The organism is Sagittula sp. (genome assembly GCF_052825245.1).
In genome coordinates this window covers 77,368-93,087 of record NZ_JBRBWD010000007.1, presented here as the reverse complement: position 1 = coordinate 93,087, position 15,720 = coordinate 77,368, and the positions used below count along the sequence as shown (strand labels likewise).

Here is a 15,720-nt window from a genome sequence, read left to right as displayed (position 1 = left end):
TTATGCGCGGTCCTGCACGCCGGTCAGTTTGAAGTAGTGGGTGGCCGTGCGCTGGATCAGCACATCAAGGAAGGCGAACATGGTGAGCGCCACCTTGCCCGACTTGCTTTCGCTGTACGGGTCCACGATCAGCTCCGGACTGCCCCACGTGGGCACATAGGCATTATTGCTGCCCGCCCCGAAGTACACGGTGGACGCGCCCTTGTCGGTGGCGTCCCGTGCACCGCGTGCCGACACCTGCGAACTCCACAGCGTCGAGAACCCGGCGGACTTGAGCCGGTCCATCTCGGACACAGCCGTGCCGGAAATGAGCGTATCCAGCAGCGTCTGGGCAACGATCGGTGCCCCGGCAATGCGCACCTGCGACGGGTCGGACAGCTTGGCGGTTTCCTGAATTTCCGTGGCCCGCAGGAGGAAGTCCGAGAAGCTGGCCACGTCCGTGAGCGCCGCCGTGCGCCCGCCGGTCAGCACAGTCTCGAACCCGGCGGGCTGCTCATCGGCCCCCGTTCCTCGGAAAATAGCAAGGTCGATACCCTCGCGCAGCACCTCGGACAGGTCACGCCGCAGGATTTGCTGCAGGGCACTGTTCTGCCGGATCGCCTGCCGGGTCAGCAGGTAGCGGGCCGTTGCGGTCTTGATCGCCGGGGACGTGGCCGTGGTGGTGATGGTGCCAGCATCCGCGCCCGCACCCTCCGCCACCCACGACAGACCGGTGCCGCTGGTGATCTCGGGGAAGCTGGGCGCACCGGACACCTGCAGCACGTTCACGCCAAACCGGCCCGCCGCAGAGGTCTCGAAGAACCGCTCCAGAGCATTCATGGTCGGACGGCTGGCCAGTTCGCCGGACGTGCCCGCGCTCGCGTCGGTCACCGCGTCGGCACGCTGCTCCAGCGCTTCCCACGGGAACCGGACGCCTTTCTGTCCCACACCGTGGCGCTGCTCCAGCTCTTCGTTCACCTCCGCCTCGCGGCCCGACAGCGGTTTCCCGTCCACCAGCGCGCCGACAACGGCGGTCAGGTCGAAGGACCGGCATTCGCGCTCGAACTCACGGCCAGCGTTATCCGGCTCCTTGATCTGGGCGCGCTCTGCATCCTCCAGAATGACCGCTGCCCGGTACTCGGTTTCAGCGTTCTGGTAAGCATCGGTCAGGCTGCGCAGTTCGGTGCGGCCATCGTCGTTGATTTCATCGGCCTTCTGGATTTCGGCCATGCGCTCGCGCCGCTTCGACTGCGCAAGCTGGATTTCCTGAGATTTCAGCATGTGTGCTCCTTTTGATTTTCAGGAATGCCCGCCGCGTTGAGGAAGTCATCGCGACCTTTGACGCGGCTCCGCTTGGGCTTGCGGTCGCGTTTCTCATGCCCTGCCCAACGCTCCCGGTTGGTCTTCGCGCTGTGGCAGGACGTGCAGAGATATTGCAGATTGCTGGGGTCATAGACGCCAATGCCCACGTCTTCGCAGTGGGCGCGCGGCACCACGTGGTCCGCCTGTCCGGTAAGGCCCAGGAACGTGAAGCAATGTTCACAGCGCAGTCCCGCGCGGTGGGCAACAAAGGCACGGACAGCGGCCCAGCGGTCCGTTTTCAGAGGTCGGGTATCGGTACGGGCCATTACAGCACCTCCACTTCGTAGGTGGGCCTCACGGCTTCGCGGGCCTGCAACAGCGAGGCACAGGCCAGAACAAGGGACTGAGCCACGTCGATACGGCTGGTCTGGGTGTTGGACTTCACAAGCTGGCACGCGCCCGTTGGGGACACTTTCACATCCGCCTCCGCCATGCCGTGTTCGATCAGCAGTGAACGCTTGAGCATGACCGCCCCGGCTAGGAACAGCTTGCGGGTGGCGCGAATGTCCTTGTCCCCGTCAATCGGACCCTGCCCGCGATACACCACCGGCCAACCCAGCCGCGCCCGCGCCATGGCTGTGGCCATCTCTTCTCGGCGGTATCGGTCACACGCGACAGAGGCGACAGGGTGCGGCCCGATCAGCTCGACAAGCCGGGGCAGAAACTCTGCAATGTCTGTGACGCTGCCGCTCGTTTCGATCAGCTCACCTCGCGCTGCCGCCCGCACGTAGAAATCGTCTACATGATCGCGCTTGCCGCGCGCCAAGAGGTCCATCGCGCCTCCGGGGAACGCCCCGAGCACGCGAAGGGCACCGGACTGATACGCCACCACCGCCGCCGACATGCTCGCCGCACCCCCAAGGTCCAGCCCCACAAAACACGGCTCGCCCGGCACAGGCTGAACGTCATCCCGGTACGCTTTTTTCAGCGTCTCATAGTCCAGCAAAAGTTCGCGGGTGGCAGAGACAGGGACGTTAAGGGACCAGTTCAGGAAGGGGGCCATGGACCCTGACGCCTCTGCCTTGTCGTGGGCGTCCCTGAGAAACCGGCGCGGCTTGATCTTACCGCCGTCAGGATTGGCCTTGTCCCAAGTCGCGGGGTCGCTCGGATCGTCCTCTTTGCTGGCCCCGTAGAGGCACACGAACGTCCTCTTGTCGGGTCGCTCGATCATCTCGTTATACTCGGGACTCGTGCCCCGCGTGCCGGTCAGGATCAAACGCCCGTTCTTGGTTGCGAGGGCGTCATAGAAGCCCTGCACCAGCTCATCTTTGTGCCCCGGCATGAGGCCGGTTTCGTCAATCACAGCCACGTCCAAGTCCGCCCCATGGCCGGATATGTTCGTGCCGGTGTTCAGCAGCACCGTACCTGTGCCCATATGGATTACACCCGGCCTCGGGTTGGCCTTGGTGACGAATTCCTCCTCACGGCCCGCGCCCTCCATCAGCGTGGCCATGGCCTTGGCGATGAAGGTACAGTGCTTTTCGGTCGGTGCCGCAATCGCGCCAGAGAAGCCGGGGAGGTGAATAGGGCTATCCGGGCAAAGGTGCCCAAGCATCACCGCCCCCAGAAAGGTGGACTTGCCCAGCTTGCGAGGCGTCGAAAAAATGTGGTTCCTATAGCGAGGCCCGTCGGGATCGCTGGCCAGATACCCGCGCAGGAATTCAAGCTGGAATTCGTGAAGCTCGAAAGGCTGGCCAGCAGAAATGCCCGCCGGGATCACAAAATTCGCAGACAGCCAATGAGCGAACCGCCGTTCAATCGGCGGTCGCTTTCTTCTTCTCGCGCTCCGCACCGGGCGCGGAAAGGTTCCAGTTCCATCCATCCTCAATTCCGTGTGCGGCACAAAGAGAGGTCCGCCCCTGCTCCGTATCTGTCCCCTCCAAGAGGGTTTCGGGCAGGGTTCCCTTTAAGGGCATTTCTAGCACTGGATTGAAAATCAGGCGTGGCCGAAAAACCGGCAGGATCACGAAGTGATTAGTATTCGTATTCCGTCTACGACAGCCTTTTGCAATTTCGGCCTTTGCTTTCTCAATTCAGATCGCAAGCCAAGACGTTTCGGAATGCGCACACTCTCTTTCAGAGCATACAGGGGAGTGATTACCCTGCCGCGCCGCCGCACGATTAGCAGATTGCCCGACCGGCTCTTGATCACGAAGGCGTCACGCCATTGCCGGGCGCTCAGGCGCTTGGGCGTGCCGTCCCCGTTGAGGGCAGCCGGTAGCGGCACAGTCAGATACGCGCCACTTCCCGCTTGGATCGTGCCGCCGAACTCGTGTCGAACCATGTAAGGCAGGAGGGGGACTACCCCCTCCACCTCGCCACTGTCTTGGCGCACGTCGAAGTCCTGCAAACGGGCGATACCCTCGCCGGTGATGCTGGCCAGCCTGCGGTTGCCGGTCGATCCGTGGGGAAGGCTGTGCCGCTTGGCCAGCGCGTCCGTGGTGACCTTGAGATAGGCCTGCATGGCCTTCTCACCCACCTGCATCACGCGGTAGGCGGTGAGCTTGGACAGCCCGCTTTGAAGGTTTCCGGGCGCGATGGTCTGGCCGTTCTTTCTTACTTCCAGCTCCATGACTTACGGCCCCACGCTAAAGGGGTCACGGGCGCGGTGCCGGTATAGCAGGGCGAACTCAACGGTGGCCGCAGCCAAGGCGCGTTCATCCCCCTCATACTCAGGCTGCACAGCCTCGGCCACGAAGATACACCCCAGCTTGGTGCCACCAGAGCCGTCTCCCCCTTCCTCCAGCGTGTGCTGCCCGGACAGCGCCTTGATGATGGTGCCCGCCACGTTGTTGGCGACGGTCTGGGCTTCCTGCTCTTGCGGCACCGGCATGACGAAGGAGAAGAACACGGGCAGAGCGCACTCTGCCTTGGTGCCCGTCGCGTTCATCACCTCCCGGCCCTCCAGCACTGCAAGCACGGCACCGCTTGCCGGGTCATAGTCGTCGGGAATTTCCTCCCGGCGGATGTCGTCAAAGGCGGTGGCGATTTCGTTCGCGCGCAGCCGCCGGACGATCTCCTGTATAAGCCGCTCGCGGATGGTGTTTTGCACGCTCATACCGAAACCCTCCGCCGCTTACGCACCGCCGACACCGGCTGTGCGTTTTCAATGAGTGCGGTGATTTCGTTTCTCCGCCAGCGCGTAGCGCCACCCAATTTAACAGGTTGCGGCACGACGCCATTCGACACCCAGCGCCAAAAAGTTGATCGGCCACAGCCTAGCAATTCGGCCGCCTCCGTATCCCGAATTAATTTCACTGCGCTTTCCATTCCCGGTTCCTTTTCCAAATCGGATACCGAGATTGATTGAGAAAGCGCGCCTTGTCAAATTACTGATTTTACTGTGCTTCTCCGCACCCGGGTGCGCCAATTCAACGCTCAATTCCAAGAGCATAGGCGCCCCACGCATTCATTAGCGGTATGCGCCGATCAAACAAATCGCTCCTCGCGTAAGCCTTCTTCACCTTATCCTTTTCAACATGGGCCAGCGCCTTATCCGCGAGAATGCTCTCAAACACGCCGTTATCATCTGTCCAGTCTTGGAACACACTGCGGAAGCCGTGAGTGGTAATGCCCTCGCGCTTCATCCGGTTGAACAAGGCCCCAAAGGCGTTGACACTCAGCTCCTTGGCGCTGCCGTCCTTGCCGCGCTTCTCGCTGGGGAAGATCAAGACACTATCCAGCCCCTTCACTTTGGCCAGTACCGCCAATGCCTCCGGAGAGAGGGGCACCCGGTGCGCCCGACGCTTGTCAATTGGACCCTTCATGCGTTCGGCGGGAATCGTCCAGACACCTGCTTTGAAGTCGATCTCAGACCAGCGTGCGCCCCGCGCCTCAATAGACCGGGTGGCCGTGAGTATCAGGAACTCCAAGCACCGTGCCGCTGTCCCGTCGCGTGCACTGATATCCTGCATGAAGCCGGGCAACTCCTTCCAAGGCAGCGCGGCATGGTGCTGCGTGTCTCGGCTGTTATCGGTCAGGCCCAGCTCCACGCCGGGCACCGGGTTTGCGTTGGGATAGTGCCCCTCCACAATGGACCACGTGAATAGCTGGTTTAGGCGCGCCCGCACCCGGTGCGCAGTGTCGGGGGCGCGGTTCCAGATCGGCTCTAGCACTCGCTTCACTTCGCGTGGCGTGATTTCCTCCAGCTTAAGATGACCGATGACCGGAAACACGTAAGCTTCCAAGCGGTTCAGCCACGTGTCCCGCGTCCGCTCTGCCATTCCCTTGGAGAACTCGGCGAAGTGCATCCGCGCGGCCCGCTCCACCGTCATGACGCCCGCCGCTTGCTCGCGCCTCTGCCGGATGTAGGTTTCCACATCGCCGCCCCGCTTGGCGTGCATCCGGATTTCCTCAGCAAGCTCGCGGGCCTCCGCCAATGTCGTGAAGTGCGCGGAGCCAAGCCCGATGTCGTGGCGCTTCCCCCGCTGCATGATGCGCATCACCCATGAGCGCGCGTCACCTTTGCCCACCGCAAGATATAGGCCGCCGCCATCCGCATAGCGCCCCGGCTCCTTGAGCGCCTGCACCTTCTTCACCGTCAACAGATACCTTGCCATGCCTTTTCCCTACCCGGAACGTTACCAAATTTTCCCACAAAAGATGTGGGAAAGGGCGAGACGCCCAGAGATTGGTAGAGACGGCTACTAGAATAAAATCAAGTAAAACAGGACAAAGCTGGACACATCGGGACAGGTTGAGAAGGTAGTTTGATGCCGCCCCCGGGCACCATCCTTCTTTAGAAGCGTTTAATATCAGCTACTTAGGTTGCGATTTTGTCCCACCGGGAACAACCGCCGCCAAAAGTGGGACACTTTCGTCCGGGGTTTGTTCTCGGGAAAGACGGCGAAGCGCGCTTTCCGCACGGGTCTTCTGACTGGCCGCGCGGGTGTAGCGGGTAACTTCCTTGCTGGTCCGGTGCCCGGTGATGGACATGATTTCCTGTTCCGTGCATCCCAGTTCGGCCAGCCGGGCGGCGGCGGCCTTGCGAAGCCCGTGGACGGAGCACTGCGGAAGTCCGGCATCGTCGCACCACTTGCGGAAGCGATTGCCGAATCCGTTGGACGTGAAGGGCCGATTGAACGCGGTAACAAGGAAGGTCAGATCGCCCGTGGGCGTGGCGTCGATAATCTGTTGCAGCTCCGGGATCACGGGGATTTCCATCCGCACCGGCTTCCGGTTCCTGCCCTTGTGCTGGGTGAAGATCAGCCATCCGTCGCGGACGTGTTGCTTGCCCAGCACCACAAGATCGGCGCGGCGCTGGCCGGTGTAGAGGGCAAGCGCCAAGGCGAGACGCGCGGGCGTGCCAATCGGGTGCGCCTCTTCGTATTTCTCAATCTCGGCCAGCGTCCAAGAATGGAAGCCGTCGGGGTTGCCCTTGAGGTATTCGACCTTCTCCGCCGGGTTGTCGGCGTGGTGGTCATAGCGAAGCGCGTAGCGGTAGAGCTGACGCACGGCCTTTACCATGCCGTTGGCGGCCTCGGGCCGGTCGGCCATCTCATCGCGGCGGACGCGGATATGGCGGGGCAGCAATTGAGCGAAGGGCTTGTCCCCGTCGCCCTTGTGCTCGCAGAAGCGTTCAAGGATAGACCGGCGGACCTTCTGAGTCCGGGGGTCCAGCTCTTGAAACATGGCGCTCTTGAAGTATTGGACGCAAAGCCACCTGAAACTCTTCGGCACGACGCGCCCGGTCTTGTCGGTCTTGGCCTCCTTCGGGTCAGCGGCGGCGGCGCGGTAGTCGGCCAAGAACTCAGGCGAACCGGCGGGGCCGCGTAGGCGAATCTTCCGCCCGTTGCGGCGGTAGTAGAGGCGGACGTTGCCGTGGCGGTCCACGTCCTCCACCACGTATTTCAATCTGAATTTCATCGAATCCTCGGGCATCTATTTGTCCCAAGGATTGTGGTCGGAGTCGTCGCCACCGGGCAAGGCGTCAAAAAATCGGTCCAAAGCACGGACGTCCCAGACCCGCCGCCCGTCGATTTTCTTGGCCTTGGGCATCCGCCCGTCGCCTACCATCGAGTCAAATTTCGACGCGCTCACGCCGATGTATTCCGCCGCCTCCACGCGCGACAGCCCCCGCCGCGTGGGCGGCGGAAGAGCGGTGCGCGTATGTTCGGAGACGGCGGGCACGGCTTCAGAACGCCCCGTTGAGGCGAACGCGAACGGACCCGGACGGGTTGCCCGCTGCCGAGACGGCCACGCCGATCTTGGTGTTGCCGCTGGCGGTGCTGGTCACTGCCCCGTCGGACGTGCGGAAATAGACCGCATCGCCCACGGCCAGTTCGTCGGTGGAGACTTTGGGCATCTCGAAGACGCCTTCCGTCACCAGCACCAGAGGTTCGCCAATGGCGGCGTCCCCCGATGCAATGCCGAAGAGATTGCCGAGCTTGATGCCATCGCCAGAGCTGGCGGCGGCCACGGCGGTCACGGTGAGGTTGTCACCGGGTTGCACAAAGTTGCGCATTTCAGGTTACTTTCGAGGTTCGGAAATGAAGGGTGATCGGCGTCCGACGCCCGGCCAGCTCGGCAATTTGCCGGTCCAGTGACGCCAGAGCGGCGGCCATCTGGGCGTCGGACTTGTATTCGACTTCCTCGCCATTCTGGTCGCGGAAGCGCCGCACGCCGCCCGCACGCGCCGTCAGAAGCGCGTCACGGGCTTGCGTGAGCTGGTCGAGCGTCAGGGCCATCAGGAAGTCGCCACGCGCTGCGCGCCGCGCCAGTCGAGCCAGCCCGCGCCGAAGTCGAGGAAGCCCCGGAAGGACAGCCCCAGCGTGTCCCAGCTTTCGCGGCGCTGGACTTGGACGCCCTCGGCCCCGCTCAGGTAGGCGTAGCGCAGGCAGGCCAGACGGGCCGGGTCCGCGAACAGATACCACGTGCCCGATGGCAGGCGCGGTTCCACCAGCAGCTTCAGCTTGCCCGCGAAGGGGTTCACGTCCGCCGTGGTGCCGGGCTGGGTCGCGGCAAGGATTTCCTCGGCCTCGGTTTCCAGATCGGCGGGCACCAGCAGGTAGCGCGGCGGGGCGTCGATGATGGTCTTGCCATCGGTGCCGGTGCGCAGGCGCATGGCTTCGCGGTTCTCGGTCAAGGTCGCCTTGGACGGCAGCCCGACGGTATCCCCGATGTTGCCCCGGCTGGCGTCGAAGACGGGCGTGCCGTCGCGCATGTCCGGGTTGCCGGTCAGCATCGCCACCATGATCGCCGCTTCCGTCTGGGCAGCCGCCTCGCCAAAAGCGCGCACGGTGTCGCTCAGAAGGTTCAGGTCATCGTTGATGATGAGATTCCGGGTCAGGTCGATCCGGCGGCCAAAGGTCTTGAGGTTGATGGACTCGCCCTCTTCGGCCCGGCTGGTGGCGGTGAACTCGCCATTCTCGGCCATCTCTTCCAGTTCGCCCATTTCGCCAAGGCGGATTGCCGTGCTGGTCTTGAAGTCCCGGAGCGTCTGCTTGCGGCAAAGCGCCTTGAGGGGGCTTTCGGCGGCCCGATAGGACGCCATTGCGGTCTTGCCGGTCGCGTCCATGACGGTCAGGGCGAAGTCGCTGGTGCCGTGCGCGGCGGCGCGGTGCAGCACTTCGTCCCGGCTCATGCCGCGCGTGCTGGTGCCCATGCGCTCCACGGCTTCGCGGGCCATGTCTATCAGGCTCACGTCGGCATAGGTGCGCGACGCCTCGGGCAGCTCTTCCAGCCCGCCCATGCGATAGGCCAGCGCCTCGGCCTGCCGGGTGCGGATGGTGGCCGGGTCTTCGTTCGAGCCATGCACGCGGACCACGGGGGCCGAGCGGCGGGTTTGTTGGGCGTCGAAGACGGCAGCCTTGGCGGCGGTCATGTCGGCTTCGTCGTCAATGAGCTGGTCGGCCAGCTCCGGGCCAAGCCCGGCAGCGCGGACAAGCCCCCGGATGTCGCTCCGGCGTTGCGCTTCCGCCTCTTGCGGCGAAAGGGTTTCGATAGTCTCGGGCATGGGTTCCTCTTTCTGCCGTAGACGGGCGGACGGGTCCGCCGGGTTGGAGGTCAACGTGACCTCGGTGAGACGCCACCCGGTCGGGCTCTTCACCCGGCCTTCCGGCGTATTCCGTTCGGTCCAGCCCGAAACGCGGTAGCCGATACTGACTCCGCTCACGGTGCCGTCCGCGATCCGCTGGACCACGGGGGCCGCGTCTTCGGCGCTGGTGATTTCAAGCACGGCCACCACGGCGTCGCCTTCCACGGCGATGGACCGGACGCGGCCAAGCTGGTCGCGGACAGAGGCGGTGCGGTGCGAGTCCAGGACGGGCAGCCCGTCAGCGCCCGACAGGTCCAGCGTGTCAGCGGTCAGCACTTCCAGAAACGGCCCGCGGGCGTCGCGCCGGGTCACGGGCGACGGCGTGGCGATCACGGCGGACACGGTGCGCGTCTCCGGGTCATAGCTGTTGGGGCGGGTCTGGGCGGCCCGCGTCAGGGCGTTATCGAGGGGCAAGGCGGGCCTCCATACGTTTGAAGGTGTCGGTGTCGCGGGTCATGAGCTTGCCCGAACGGGGACAGCGCACGGCACTGGCGCGGGCGAGGTTCATGGTCAGCTTCGGGCCATAGCGGTCGGTGCGCGCGCCAGTCTCAGTCACCAGCTTTCGCCACGTGATGTCATTGGTCATTGGCCGCCCCCTTCGCGCTGAAGGTCAAACCAAGCTCGGCTTCCCGGGCGCGGTCGTCGGCAATTTCGCGGTCCAGCTCGGCCACGTTCCAGCCGAGTTGCGCGACGGCTTGGCGGCGGCTGGTCAGCCCCATTTCGAGGGCAGCGCGGGCCGCCTCCATGTCCTTTTGCGGGTCCACCTGCATCGGGCGCGGCGGCAACCATTCAGCTTTGCGCGCGGCGGCAAGGTCGGCCACGTCCAGACGCCCGGCCACGTATTCGTCGGTGACGAAGCGTTGGAAGATCGGATTCAAAAATTGGGGGACAAGCGTGTGGTAAACGTATTGCTCCACCTTGGCCCGGAACGGCAGCAGCCCGGCCCGCAGGCTGGAATAGTTCGCTTGGCTCAGGTCGCCGTCCACAAGGTGCTGGGGCACGCCAAGCCCGGCGGCAATCTGGCCGAGCGTCAGCTTTGCGAAGGCGATGGACTCCTTGGCTTGCTCGGGTGCGGCGAACTTGATGTCAGTGCCGCCCGGCAGGACGCGCACCACGCCGGGTTCAAGGGAAATGTCCCCGCCATCGGCTTCGGGGAAGGCTTCACCGGCCCCGCCCATGTTCGTGGTGTCGGTGACGAAGCCCGCGAACATGGAAGAGATTTTCAGCCCGACAAGCATGGCATCAAGGGCTTGGTCCAGCTCATTGACGGTCAGCAGGATCGGGGCGAGCTGGGAAATGCCGCGCACTTGGCCCGGGCCGAGCTGGCGGAAAATATGGATCACGTCTTCAGCCGGAACGCGGATGGACTCTTGCGCGGTCGGGAAAAGATCGGTCGGGCGTTGCGGGCGGAAGTGATAGGCGCGGCGCGTGCCATTGGCGGCGAACTCCACGCCCGCCACCACATAGCCGCCGCCGCTCAGCTCGCGGGTGTCGGACTCGTCCAGCGCCTCGGCAGGGTATTGCCGCCAGACGGTGCGCCCGTCGCGGTTCTCGGCCACGAAGAGTGCTTCCCCGTCCACGATCTCGGCCAACACGGCGGCGGCGGTCATGCCCCGGAAGTCGGTGCGGCCTTCGGCGTCCAGTTCGGCGTCAGAAAACGCCTTGTCGATCAGCGCGGCCACGTCCTTGTCGGGATAGGCCGAATTGGCTTCGATGCCCGCCCCCACGGCCTCGGCCACAATCGCGTCAACGGCGTTGCGGATATAGCCGTTGTTGGCATAGGCGTGCCGAGCCCGGGCGCGCACCGGAATGGCGGCGGCCAGCGTCTCGGTGCCATGCGAGCCAAAGTGCCGCCCGAATCCCGCGCCGCGACGGCCACCGGCAGCCGCGTCAAAAGATCGGACGGCCACCGGGGCGGCTTCGCGCTTGAAGGGATTGAGGCGGGACAGCAGGGACATGGGATCAGCCCACCAGCGGCTTCAGAACGTGGTGGAGCGGAATAACGATCCATGCGCGGCGGGGCATGATCGCGGAGTCTTTCGGCGTCGGGTCATTGGTGAGCCAACCGGAGACTTCGCGGTCTTCCTCGCCTTCTTCGGGCCACATGGAAAATTCGAGGTGCAGGAACATGGGTTCGCCGTTGCGGATGCGAGCCACGGCCAGTTCCATGCCGTCAGGCTCCACCACGTCGTCCCTCCGGGCGCGAGGGTCCACGGTTTCCATGATCGTGGCGACGGCTTTGAGCGTGCCCATTTCCTGCTTCACGCTGGCAAGGGCGTGAAGGACAAGCGCACGGCAAAGGCCGATTTCGTCGAAGAGTGCCGGTGCGGTCGCGCCAGAGCCGCCGCGCAAGGACGGCTTCAGCGCCCCTTCCCGAATTTGCGCACGAAGCTGGCGGGCGTGAAATGCTTCAGAGTTGCCAGTGATCGGCGCGAGGCGTTGCGCAAGATCGCCAACAGAAAGATGCGAAGGGTTGGTCATAGTGCCTCCAGAGAGTTTCTGAAGGCAATTCCTACATTAAAAAATGAGCTTGTCAATCAAATGTAGAGCGGTTACACATGCGGTGTTGGCGCGAGCCAGCAGTCGAGTGCCCGAAGTGACCGGGCGGGGCATCCTCGCCCGCCCGGTCACACCCGACAAAAGGAAAATCAAATGCACGCACCGCACCAAAAGCGACTCGGCTTGGCCGGGATCGCCACCATGAACGGTTCTCGCAGACGGGGTAGTAACTCTGTGCTTCGTTCGGCTCGGCAACGTCGGAAAGGCTTTGAGAGAGAGGCTGGGCCGGTCATCCGCGCATTTGAAGTGCGCTACCCGGACTTTCCGAAACCACAAACAGCAGAGGAACGGGACGCCTTGCGTGAATCGCACCCCCATTTTGCGACGTTTTGCGACCAGCTAGACGCGCTGGCCGCCAAGTGGCGTGTGTAGCTGAGCCGAAAAGCCCCCCGAAACTCTTGAAAAATTGAGAAACTGTTACCTTATGGTTCTCATAGGCAACCAAAGGGTGACAGATTGAAACTTTCAGACGGCGAGAAAATCATTATCGGCATGTTGGCCGACATTCACAAAGCGATGGACATAGACGGCGAAACCGATGTGAAGCGTCTAATGTCCTGTATTTACGGTGGTCATTTGTGGTCTCTGAAATGGGACTGGCAAGGGCTTCTCCATGACCACGAGGATGACCCGCAGGTTGTAAAAGAAACCTGTGACATTATGGACATGTGGAGTCTCATCGAGCGGTCGTTTGGCCTCTTGGAGGACGCCGAAAAACAAAAGGTTCGAGACGCGAACCACGGTCACGATCCGCAGTTCAACGGCTTCGATGGAAACAATGAAGGGCACTTCAGCGTCGCGAAGCACTTGGTAGATGACATGGGGCGCTTTGAAGATTTCAAAGGGCGCTACATGAACTCGCATTCGCAAGTTGTGCCACATTATCTGAGGATGTATCGCGTCTTTGAACCGATCCGCGATCAACTCGGCATGCGCCCGAATGTGGCTTTGACAGCCGACGAGCTTGTCACCATCCTTGAGGCAAAATACCCGGCAAAAACCTAAGTCACTTCCCGCTTATCCACCTAGAGTGAACGACGGCGCGGCGCTTCGGTGCCCCCGTCACCGCTTGAACCTCTTCGGCGCGACGGTCCACATTGGCGTTGACCAGATTCCTCACTGCCATGGCGTATACCACGGAATCGAGGGATTCCGCCCGGCGGCCCGGGGTGCGTTCCCATTGCCGGATCGGTGCGCCCTTGCGGTAGCGAACCACCAGCCGTTCGGACGCCAACTCTTCATAGAAGCGCCCTTCCAGCGTGTCAGAGAAGCGGACAGAGCGGCCACGGGTCAGCCGGTTGATAAGCTGCCCCTTGAGCCCGTCCACGCCCACAATGAAGAGCCGCGCGCCCCGGGTGTCGCTGGCCTTGATCGCCTGACGGTCGCCCGATGCGCCCTTCACGGCATAGATGCGGCGGCTCATTCGGGGGCGGCAGAAGCCAAGCACGCGGTCCATCGTCACGCCGTCGCCCGCGTCAATGCCCGTGGCGTCTACCCGCAGGAAGCCGCCCTTGGGGTGCTTCCAGACGGTGCGCAGGGCGTCGTCCAGCTCGGCCCACACGTCGTCCGCCATCGGGTCGCCATAGATCACGTCTTGCGCCAAGATGAAGACTTCATCCCGCCCCCAGCCCACGAAGACCATTTCCAGCCGGTCCCGCTGCACGTCCACGCCACAGGTGACAAAGAGCACGTCCCCCGGGATCGCATCCGGCAGCCCGAAAGGCTCGGCCCGGGCGGCCAGCGCCGCGTCGTCGATCTCTTCGGCGGCCTCACGCCAGCCTTGGCCCATGAGGGTGTTGGTCCAGACTTGCAGCTTGTCCGGGTGCGCCTTCGATTCAAGGAACTCTTGAGCGATCTTGCCCCAAGAGGCGTTCGCCAGCGTGGACACCAGCGCGTTGAGCCGGAAACCGGCGTGGCCTTCCACCTCGGGCCGCGTGATCCGCCAGCGCCCGGCGGCCACCATCGCGGGCTTGTGCCGCTCTTCGGTCACGGCCCCGCAGCTCGGGCAGACATAGGCGGCCTTCAGAGGTTCGCCCTCGGGCCATTGGATGTCCGCCCACGTGATTTCGTGGAAGTCGCCACAGTGCGGGCACGGGCACTCATACACACGGGAGTCGCTGTTGGCGTAGCTCCGCAGCACGTTGGACGTGGCCTCAAGCGTCGGGGTGCTGCCCAGCACGATCTTGCGGTTGGGGAAGCTCAAGGTGCGGCGCTCGGCCAGCGTGAGGGGCGAGCCCTCGGCCCCCGGCTCCATCGCGTCGGCTTCGTCGATCAGCAGGACGCGGACATTGTGGCGGCGCAGGTTGCGGGGGCTCTTGGCGGCCACCACCTTGAGGCTGCCACCGGGGAAGCGGCGGGACAGCAGCGTGTTGCGCCCGGCTTCGTCGGTCTCGGCAGACATAAGCCCCTTCAGCTCCGGCGTGGCAGAGAAGATCGGTTCCAGATCGCTCACCACGTAGTCGCGGGCGTCCGCCTCGGTCGGCTGCAAGACCATGATCGGCGCGGGCTCATTGGCGATGTATGCGGCCACGGTGCCCGAAAGCAGCGTGGTCAGCCCGACGCGCACCGGCTTCACCACAGTCACGCGCTCAATCAGCGGGTCGGAAATGGCTTCCGCGATGCCCCGTTGATACGGCCAGAGTGTGACGCGCCCCGGGGTGGCCGAGACGCCTTCAGGCAGCCGCATGGTGCCTTCGATCCAATCGGGCAGGCTCAGGCGCGGCGGCGGCTTCAGCGCGGCCATAGCGTTGCAGCGGGTTCGGGTCAGGGTGTCATTCATGTTCGGCCAGCTCCATCAGCACGTCGCGGACTTCGGCGTCCAGCGCGGCAAGGTCATGCGGGGTCAGGTGGCCGAGCTTGCCAGCGGCCCGACTCGGCAGAGCGAGGAAGGCGGCGCGCACATCCCGCAGCACGCCAGCCCATTCGCGTCCCACCTCGGCGGCGGCGATCAGCTCGCCACGGGCTCGGGCGTTCTGGAAGGCGAGCTTGTCCGCGTTCTCTTTCGCCAGCCGGAGCTTTTCGGCGGCCAGCTCGGCGTCGGCCCGGCGGCCAGTTGCCCCGACGCGGGCGTGGTCGCAATAGGCGCGGATCGCGGCCCGGAGCGGAAACCGCTTGTCAGCGTTCCGAGGGATCACGCCTTCCCGGGCGAGGGCCGAGACGCGGTTGGCGGTCAGCCCAAGCCATTCAGCCAACTCGCCTGCGGTGATGGTCACCGGGTCGGATGGTGGCGGCCCCACCAGCGCGTCAATCTCAGCCAGCTCTTCAACGGTGATGAGCGTCGTGCTAATGGGAGTGAAGGACAGGCTACTACAGGCACACATTATGGAATTCCTTTTCGATAGCCGCGGAACGCACATCGCAAATTTTGTGCGAGGTCAGCTTCATGCACCTACTGGACAAAACATCGGCCACTTCATGGAGCAGCAGAAAATTTTCATCGACATGAATGGGAGATACCTTGGCGAAATCGTTTCCAAGAACCGCCTGCTGTTCCGAACCAATTCCCCCTATCGCAGCACGAATTTTGGAAACTATGGGAACTACGGAAACGTAGGAAATTACGGGAATCCGGGCAACTACGGTTCTATTGGTATGATTGGAGGGTTCGTCGATATTCCGCCGGAACGATTGAAGCCGTAGTTGAGTTTTCCGTCTGATTTTTTCTGTGCAGCGGGAAATGCCGGGGCTCCGCGTCCCCCGCGCTGCGACCAGACGGGAAGGACCCACGCGGGAACGGCGGGAACGCCGGTAACGCTGGTAATCTTCCCCAACTCTCCACTGTCCGG

General features: G+C 63.6%; 18 protein-coding genes. 2 read left to right on the top strand and 16 right to left on the bottom strand.

Annotation, left to right across the window (positions count from 1 at the left end; translation table 11 throughout):
• From ACU0DV_RS01490 to ACU0DV_RS01425, 14 genes are all read right to left on the bottom strand, one after another.
• Complete coding sequence (locus ACU0DV_RS01490; protein WP_446242082.1) at positions 1-1,260, bottom strand: phage major capsid protein; 1,260 nt, start codon at positions 1,258-1,260, stop codon at positions 1-3.
• On the bottom strand, positions 1,254-1,607 hold the full coding sequence (locus tag ACU0DV_RS01485; RefSeq protein ID WP_446242083.1) for an HNH endonuclease: 354 nt from the start codon (positions 1,605-1,607) through the stop codon (positions 1,254-1,256). The genes ACU0DV_RS01490 and ACU0DV_RS01485 overlap by 7 nt, the downstream gene beginning before the upstream one ends.
• Entirely contained in the window at positions 1,607-3,163 is a 1,557-nt protein-coding gene (locus ACU0DV_RS01480; protein WP_446242084.1) for a terminase TerL endonuclease subunit, read from the bottom strand. Before ACU0DV_RS01480 ends, ACU0DV_RS01485 begins: the two co-directional genes overlap by 1 nt.
• Positions 3,164-3,304: 141 nt before the next feature.
• On the bottom strand, positions 3,305-3,913 hold the full coding sequence (locus tag ACU0DV_RS01475) for a hypothetical protein (protein ID WP_446242085.1): 609 nt from the start codon (positions 3,911-3,913) through the stop codon (positions 3,305-3,307).
• 3 nt (positions 3,914-3,916) lie between these two features.
• Positions 3,917-4,399 (bottom strand): hypothetical protein, encoded by a 483-nt coding sequence (locus ACU0DV_RS01470; protein ID WP_446242086.1) that lies wholly within the window; start codon positions 4,397-4,399, stop codon positions 3,917-3,919.
• Positions 4,396-4,611, bottom strand: coding sequence for a helix-turn-helix transcriptional regulator (locus ACU0DV_RS01465; protein ID WP_446242087.1), 216 nt, complete (start codon positions 4,609-4,611; stop codon positions 4,396-4,398). Before ACU0DV_RS01465 ends, ACU0DV_RS01470 begins: the two co-directional genes overlap by 4 nt.
• A 101-nt stretch (positions 4,612-4,712) precedes the next feature.
• Positions 4,713-5,900 (bottom strand): tyrosine-type recombinase/integrase, encoded by a 1,188-nt coding sequence (locus tag ACU0DV_RS01460; protein ID WP_446242088.1) that lies wholly within the window; start codon positions 5,898-5,900, stop codon positions 4,713-4,715.
• Between the two features lie 199 nt (positions 5,901-6,099).
• On the bottom strand, positions 6,100-7,182 hold the full coding sequence (locus ACU0DV_RS01455) for a tyrosine-type recombinase/integrase (RefSeq protein ID WP_446273466.1): 1,083 nt from the start codon (positions 7,180-7,182) through the stop codon (positions 6,100-6,102).
• A 292-nt stretch (positions 7,183-7,474) separates the two neighbouring features.
• Positions 7,475-7,804: a DUF2190 family protein gene (locus tag ACU0DV_RS01450; protein ID WP_446242090.1), complete on the bottom strand. Its 330-nt coding sequence runs from the start codon at positions 7,802-7,804 to the stop codon at positions 7,475-7,477.
• Between the two features lies 1 nt (position 7,805).
• On the bottom strand, positions 7,806-8,027 hold the full coding sequence (locus tag ACU0DV_RS01445) for a phage head-tail joining protein (protein ID WP_446242091.1): 222 nt from the start codon (positions 8,025-8,027) through the stop codon (positions 7,806-7,808).
• Complete coding sequence (locus ACU0DV_RS01440; protein WP_446242092.1) at positions 8,027-9,790, bottom strand: prohead protease/major capsid protein fusion protein; 1,764 nt, start codon at positions 9,788-9,790, stop codon at positions 8,027-8,029. Before ACU0DV_RS01440 ends, ACU0DV_RS01445 begins: the two co-directional genes overlap by 1 nt.
• The gene (locus tag ACU0DV_RS01435) at positions 9,777-9,962 is read right to left on the bottom strand and encodes a hypothetical protein (protein ID WP_446242093.1); all 186 of its coding nucleotides are present in this window, start codon (positions 9,960-9,962) and stop codon (positions 9,777-9,779) included. The genes ACU0DV_RS01440 and ACU0DV_RS01435 overlap by 14 nt, the downstream gene beginning before the upstream one ends.
• Complete coding sequence (locus ACU0DV_RS01430; RefSeq protein ID WP_446242094.1) at positions 9,952-11,334, bottom strand: phage portal protein; 1,383 nt, start codon at positions 11,332-11,334, stop codon at positions 9,952-9,954. The genes ACU0DV_RS01435 and ACU0DV_RS01430 overlap by 11 nt, the downstream gene beginning before the upstream one ends.
• 4 nt (positions 11,335-11,338) lie before the next feature.
• Complete coding sequence (locus tag ACU0DV_RS01425) at positions 11,339-11,857, bottom strand: hypothetical protein (RefSeq protein WP_446242095.1); 519 nt, start codon at positions 11,855-11,857, stop codon at positions 11,339-11,341.
• Positions 11,858-12,391: 534 nt separating this feature from the next.
• Here ACU0DV_RS01425 and ACU0DV_RS01420 point away from each other — a divergent pair.
• Positions 12,392-12,940 (top strand): YfbU family protein, encoded by a 549-nt coding sequence (locus ACU0DV_RS01420; RefSeq protein WP_446242096.1) that lies wholly within the window; start codon positions 12,392-12,394, stop codon positions 12,938-12,940.
• Between the two features lies 1 nt (position 12,941).
• Here the strand turns inward: ACU0DV_RS01420 and ACU0DV_RS01415 are convergent, their stop codons facing one another.
• Positions 12,942-14,714, bottom strand: a complete 1,773-nt coding sequence (locus ACU0DV_RS01415; RefSeq protein ID WP_446242097.1) for a phage terminase large subunit family protein — start codon at positions 14,712-14,714, stop codon at positions 12,942-12,944.
• Entirely contained in the window at positions 14,707-15,255 is a 549-nt protein-coding gene (locus ACU0DV_RS01410; protein WP_446242098.1) for a DNA packaging protein, read from the bottom strand. Before ACU0DV_RS01410 ends, ACU0DV_RS01415 begins: the two co-directional genes overlap by 8 nt.
• 1 nt (position 15,256) lies before the next feature.
• Between ACU0DV_RS01410 and ACU0DV_RS01405 the strand changes: the two genes are divergently transcribed.
• Positions 15,257-15,574 carry a hypothetical protein gene (locus tag ACU0DV_RS01405; RefSeq protein ID WP_446242099.1) on the top strand — a complete coding sequence of 106 codons (318 nt, stop codon included), beginning with the start codon at positions 15,257-15,259 and terminating at the stop codon, positions 15,572-15,574.
• Positions 15,575-15,720: the final 146 nt, after the last annotated feature.

Coding starts and splice junctions, on each gene's coding strand:
- ACU0DV_RS01405 (WP_446242099.1), top strand. CDS start 15,257: ATGGAATTCCTTTTCGATAGCCGCGGAACGCACATCGCAAATTTTGTG.
- ACU0DV_RS01425 (WP_446242095.1), bottom strand. CDS start 11,857: ATGACCAACCCTTCGCATCTTTCTGTTGGCGATCTTGCGCAACGCCTC.
- ACU0DV_RS01480 (WP_446242084.1), bottom strand. CDS start 3,163: ATGGATGGAACTGGAACCTTTCCGCGCCCGGTGCGGAGCGCGAGAAGA.
- ACU0DV_RS01460 (WP_446242088.1), bottom strand. CDS start 5,900: ATGGCAAGGTATCTGTTGACGGTGAAGAAGGTGCAGGCGCTCAAGGAG.
- ACU0DV_RS01485 (WP_446242083.1), bottom strand. CDS start 1,607: ATGGCCCGTACCGATACCCGACCTCTGAAAACGGACCGCTGGGCCGCT.
- ACU0DV_RS01465 (WP_446242087.1), bottom strand. CDS start 4,611: ATGGAAAGCGCAGTGAAATTAATTCGGGATACGGAGGCGGCCGAATTG.
- ACU0DV_RS01445 (WP_446242091.1), bottom strand. CDS start 8,027: ATGGCCCTGACGCTCGACCAGCTCACGCAAGCCCGTGACGCGCTTCTG.
- ACU0DV_RS01435 (WP_446242093.1), bottom strand. CDS start 9,962: ATGACCAATGACATCACGTGGCGAAAGCTGGTGACTGAGACTGGCGCG.
- ACU0DV_RS01410 (WP_446242098.1), bottom strand. CDS start 15,255: ATGTGTGCCTGTAGTAGCCTGTCCTTCACTCCCATTAGCACGACGCTC.
- ACU0DV_RS01470 (WP_446242086.1), bottom strand. CDS start 4,399: ATGAGCGTGCAAAACACCATCCGCGAGCGGCTTATACAGGAGATCGTC.
- ACU0DV_RS01415 (WP_446242097.1), bottom strand. CDS start 14,714: ATGAATGACACCCTGACCCGAACCCGCTGCAACGCTATGGCCGCGCTG.
- ACU0DV_RS01430 (WP_446242094.1), bottom strand. CDS start 11,334: ATGTCCCTGCTGTCCCGCCTCAATCCCTTCAAGCGCGAAGCCGCCCCG.
- ACU0DV_RS01490 (WP_446242082.1), bottom strand. CDS start 1,260: ATGCTGAAATCTCAGGAAATCCAGCTTGCGCAGTCGAAGCGGCGCGAG.
- ACU0DV_RS01475 (WP_446242085.1), bottom strand. CDS start 3,913: ATGGAGCTGGAAGTAAGAAAGAACGGCCAGACCATCGCGCCCGGAAAC.
- ACU0DV_RS01450 (WP_446242090.1), bottom strand. CDS start 7,804: ATGCGCAACTTTGTGCAACCCGGTGACAACCTCACCGTGACCGCCGTG.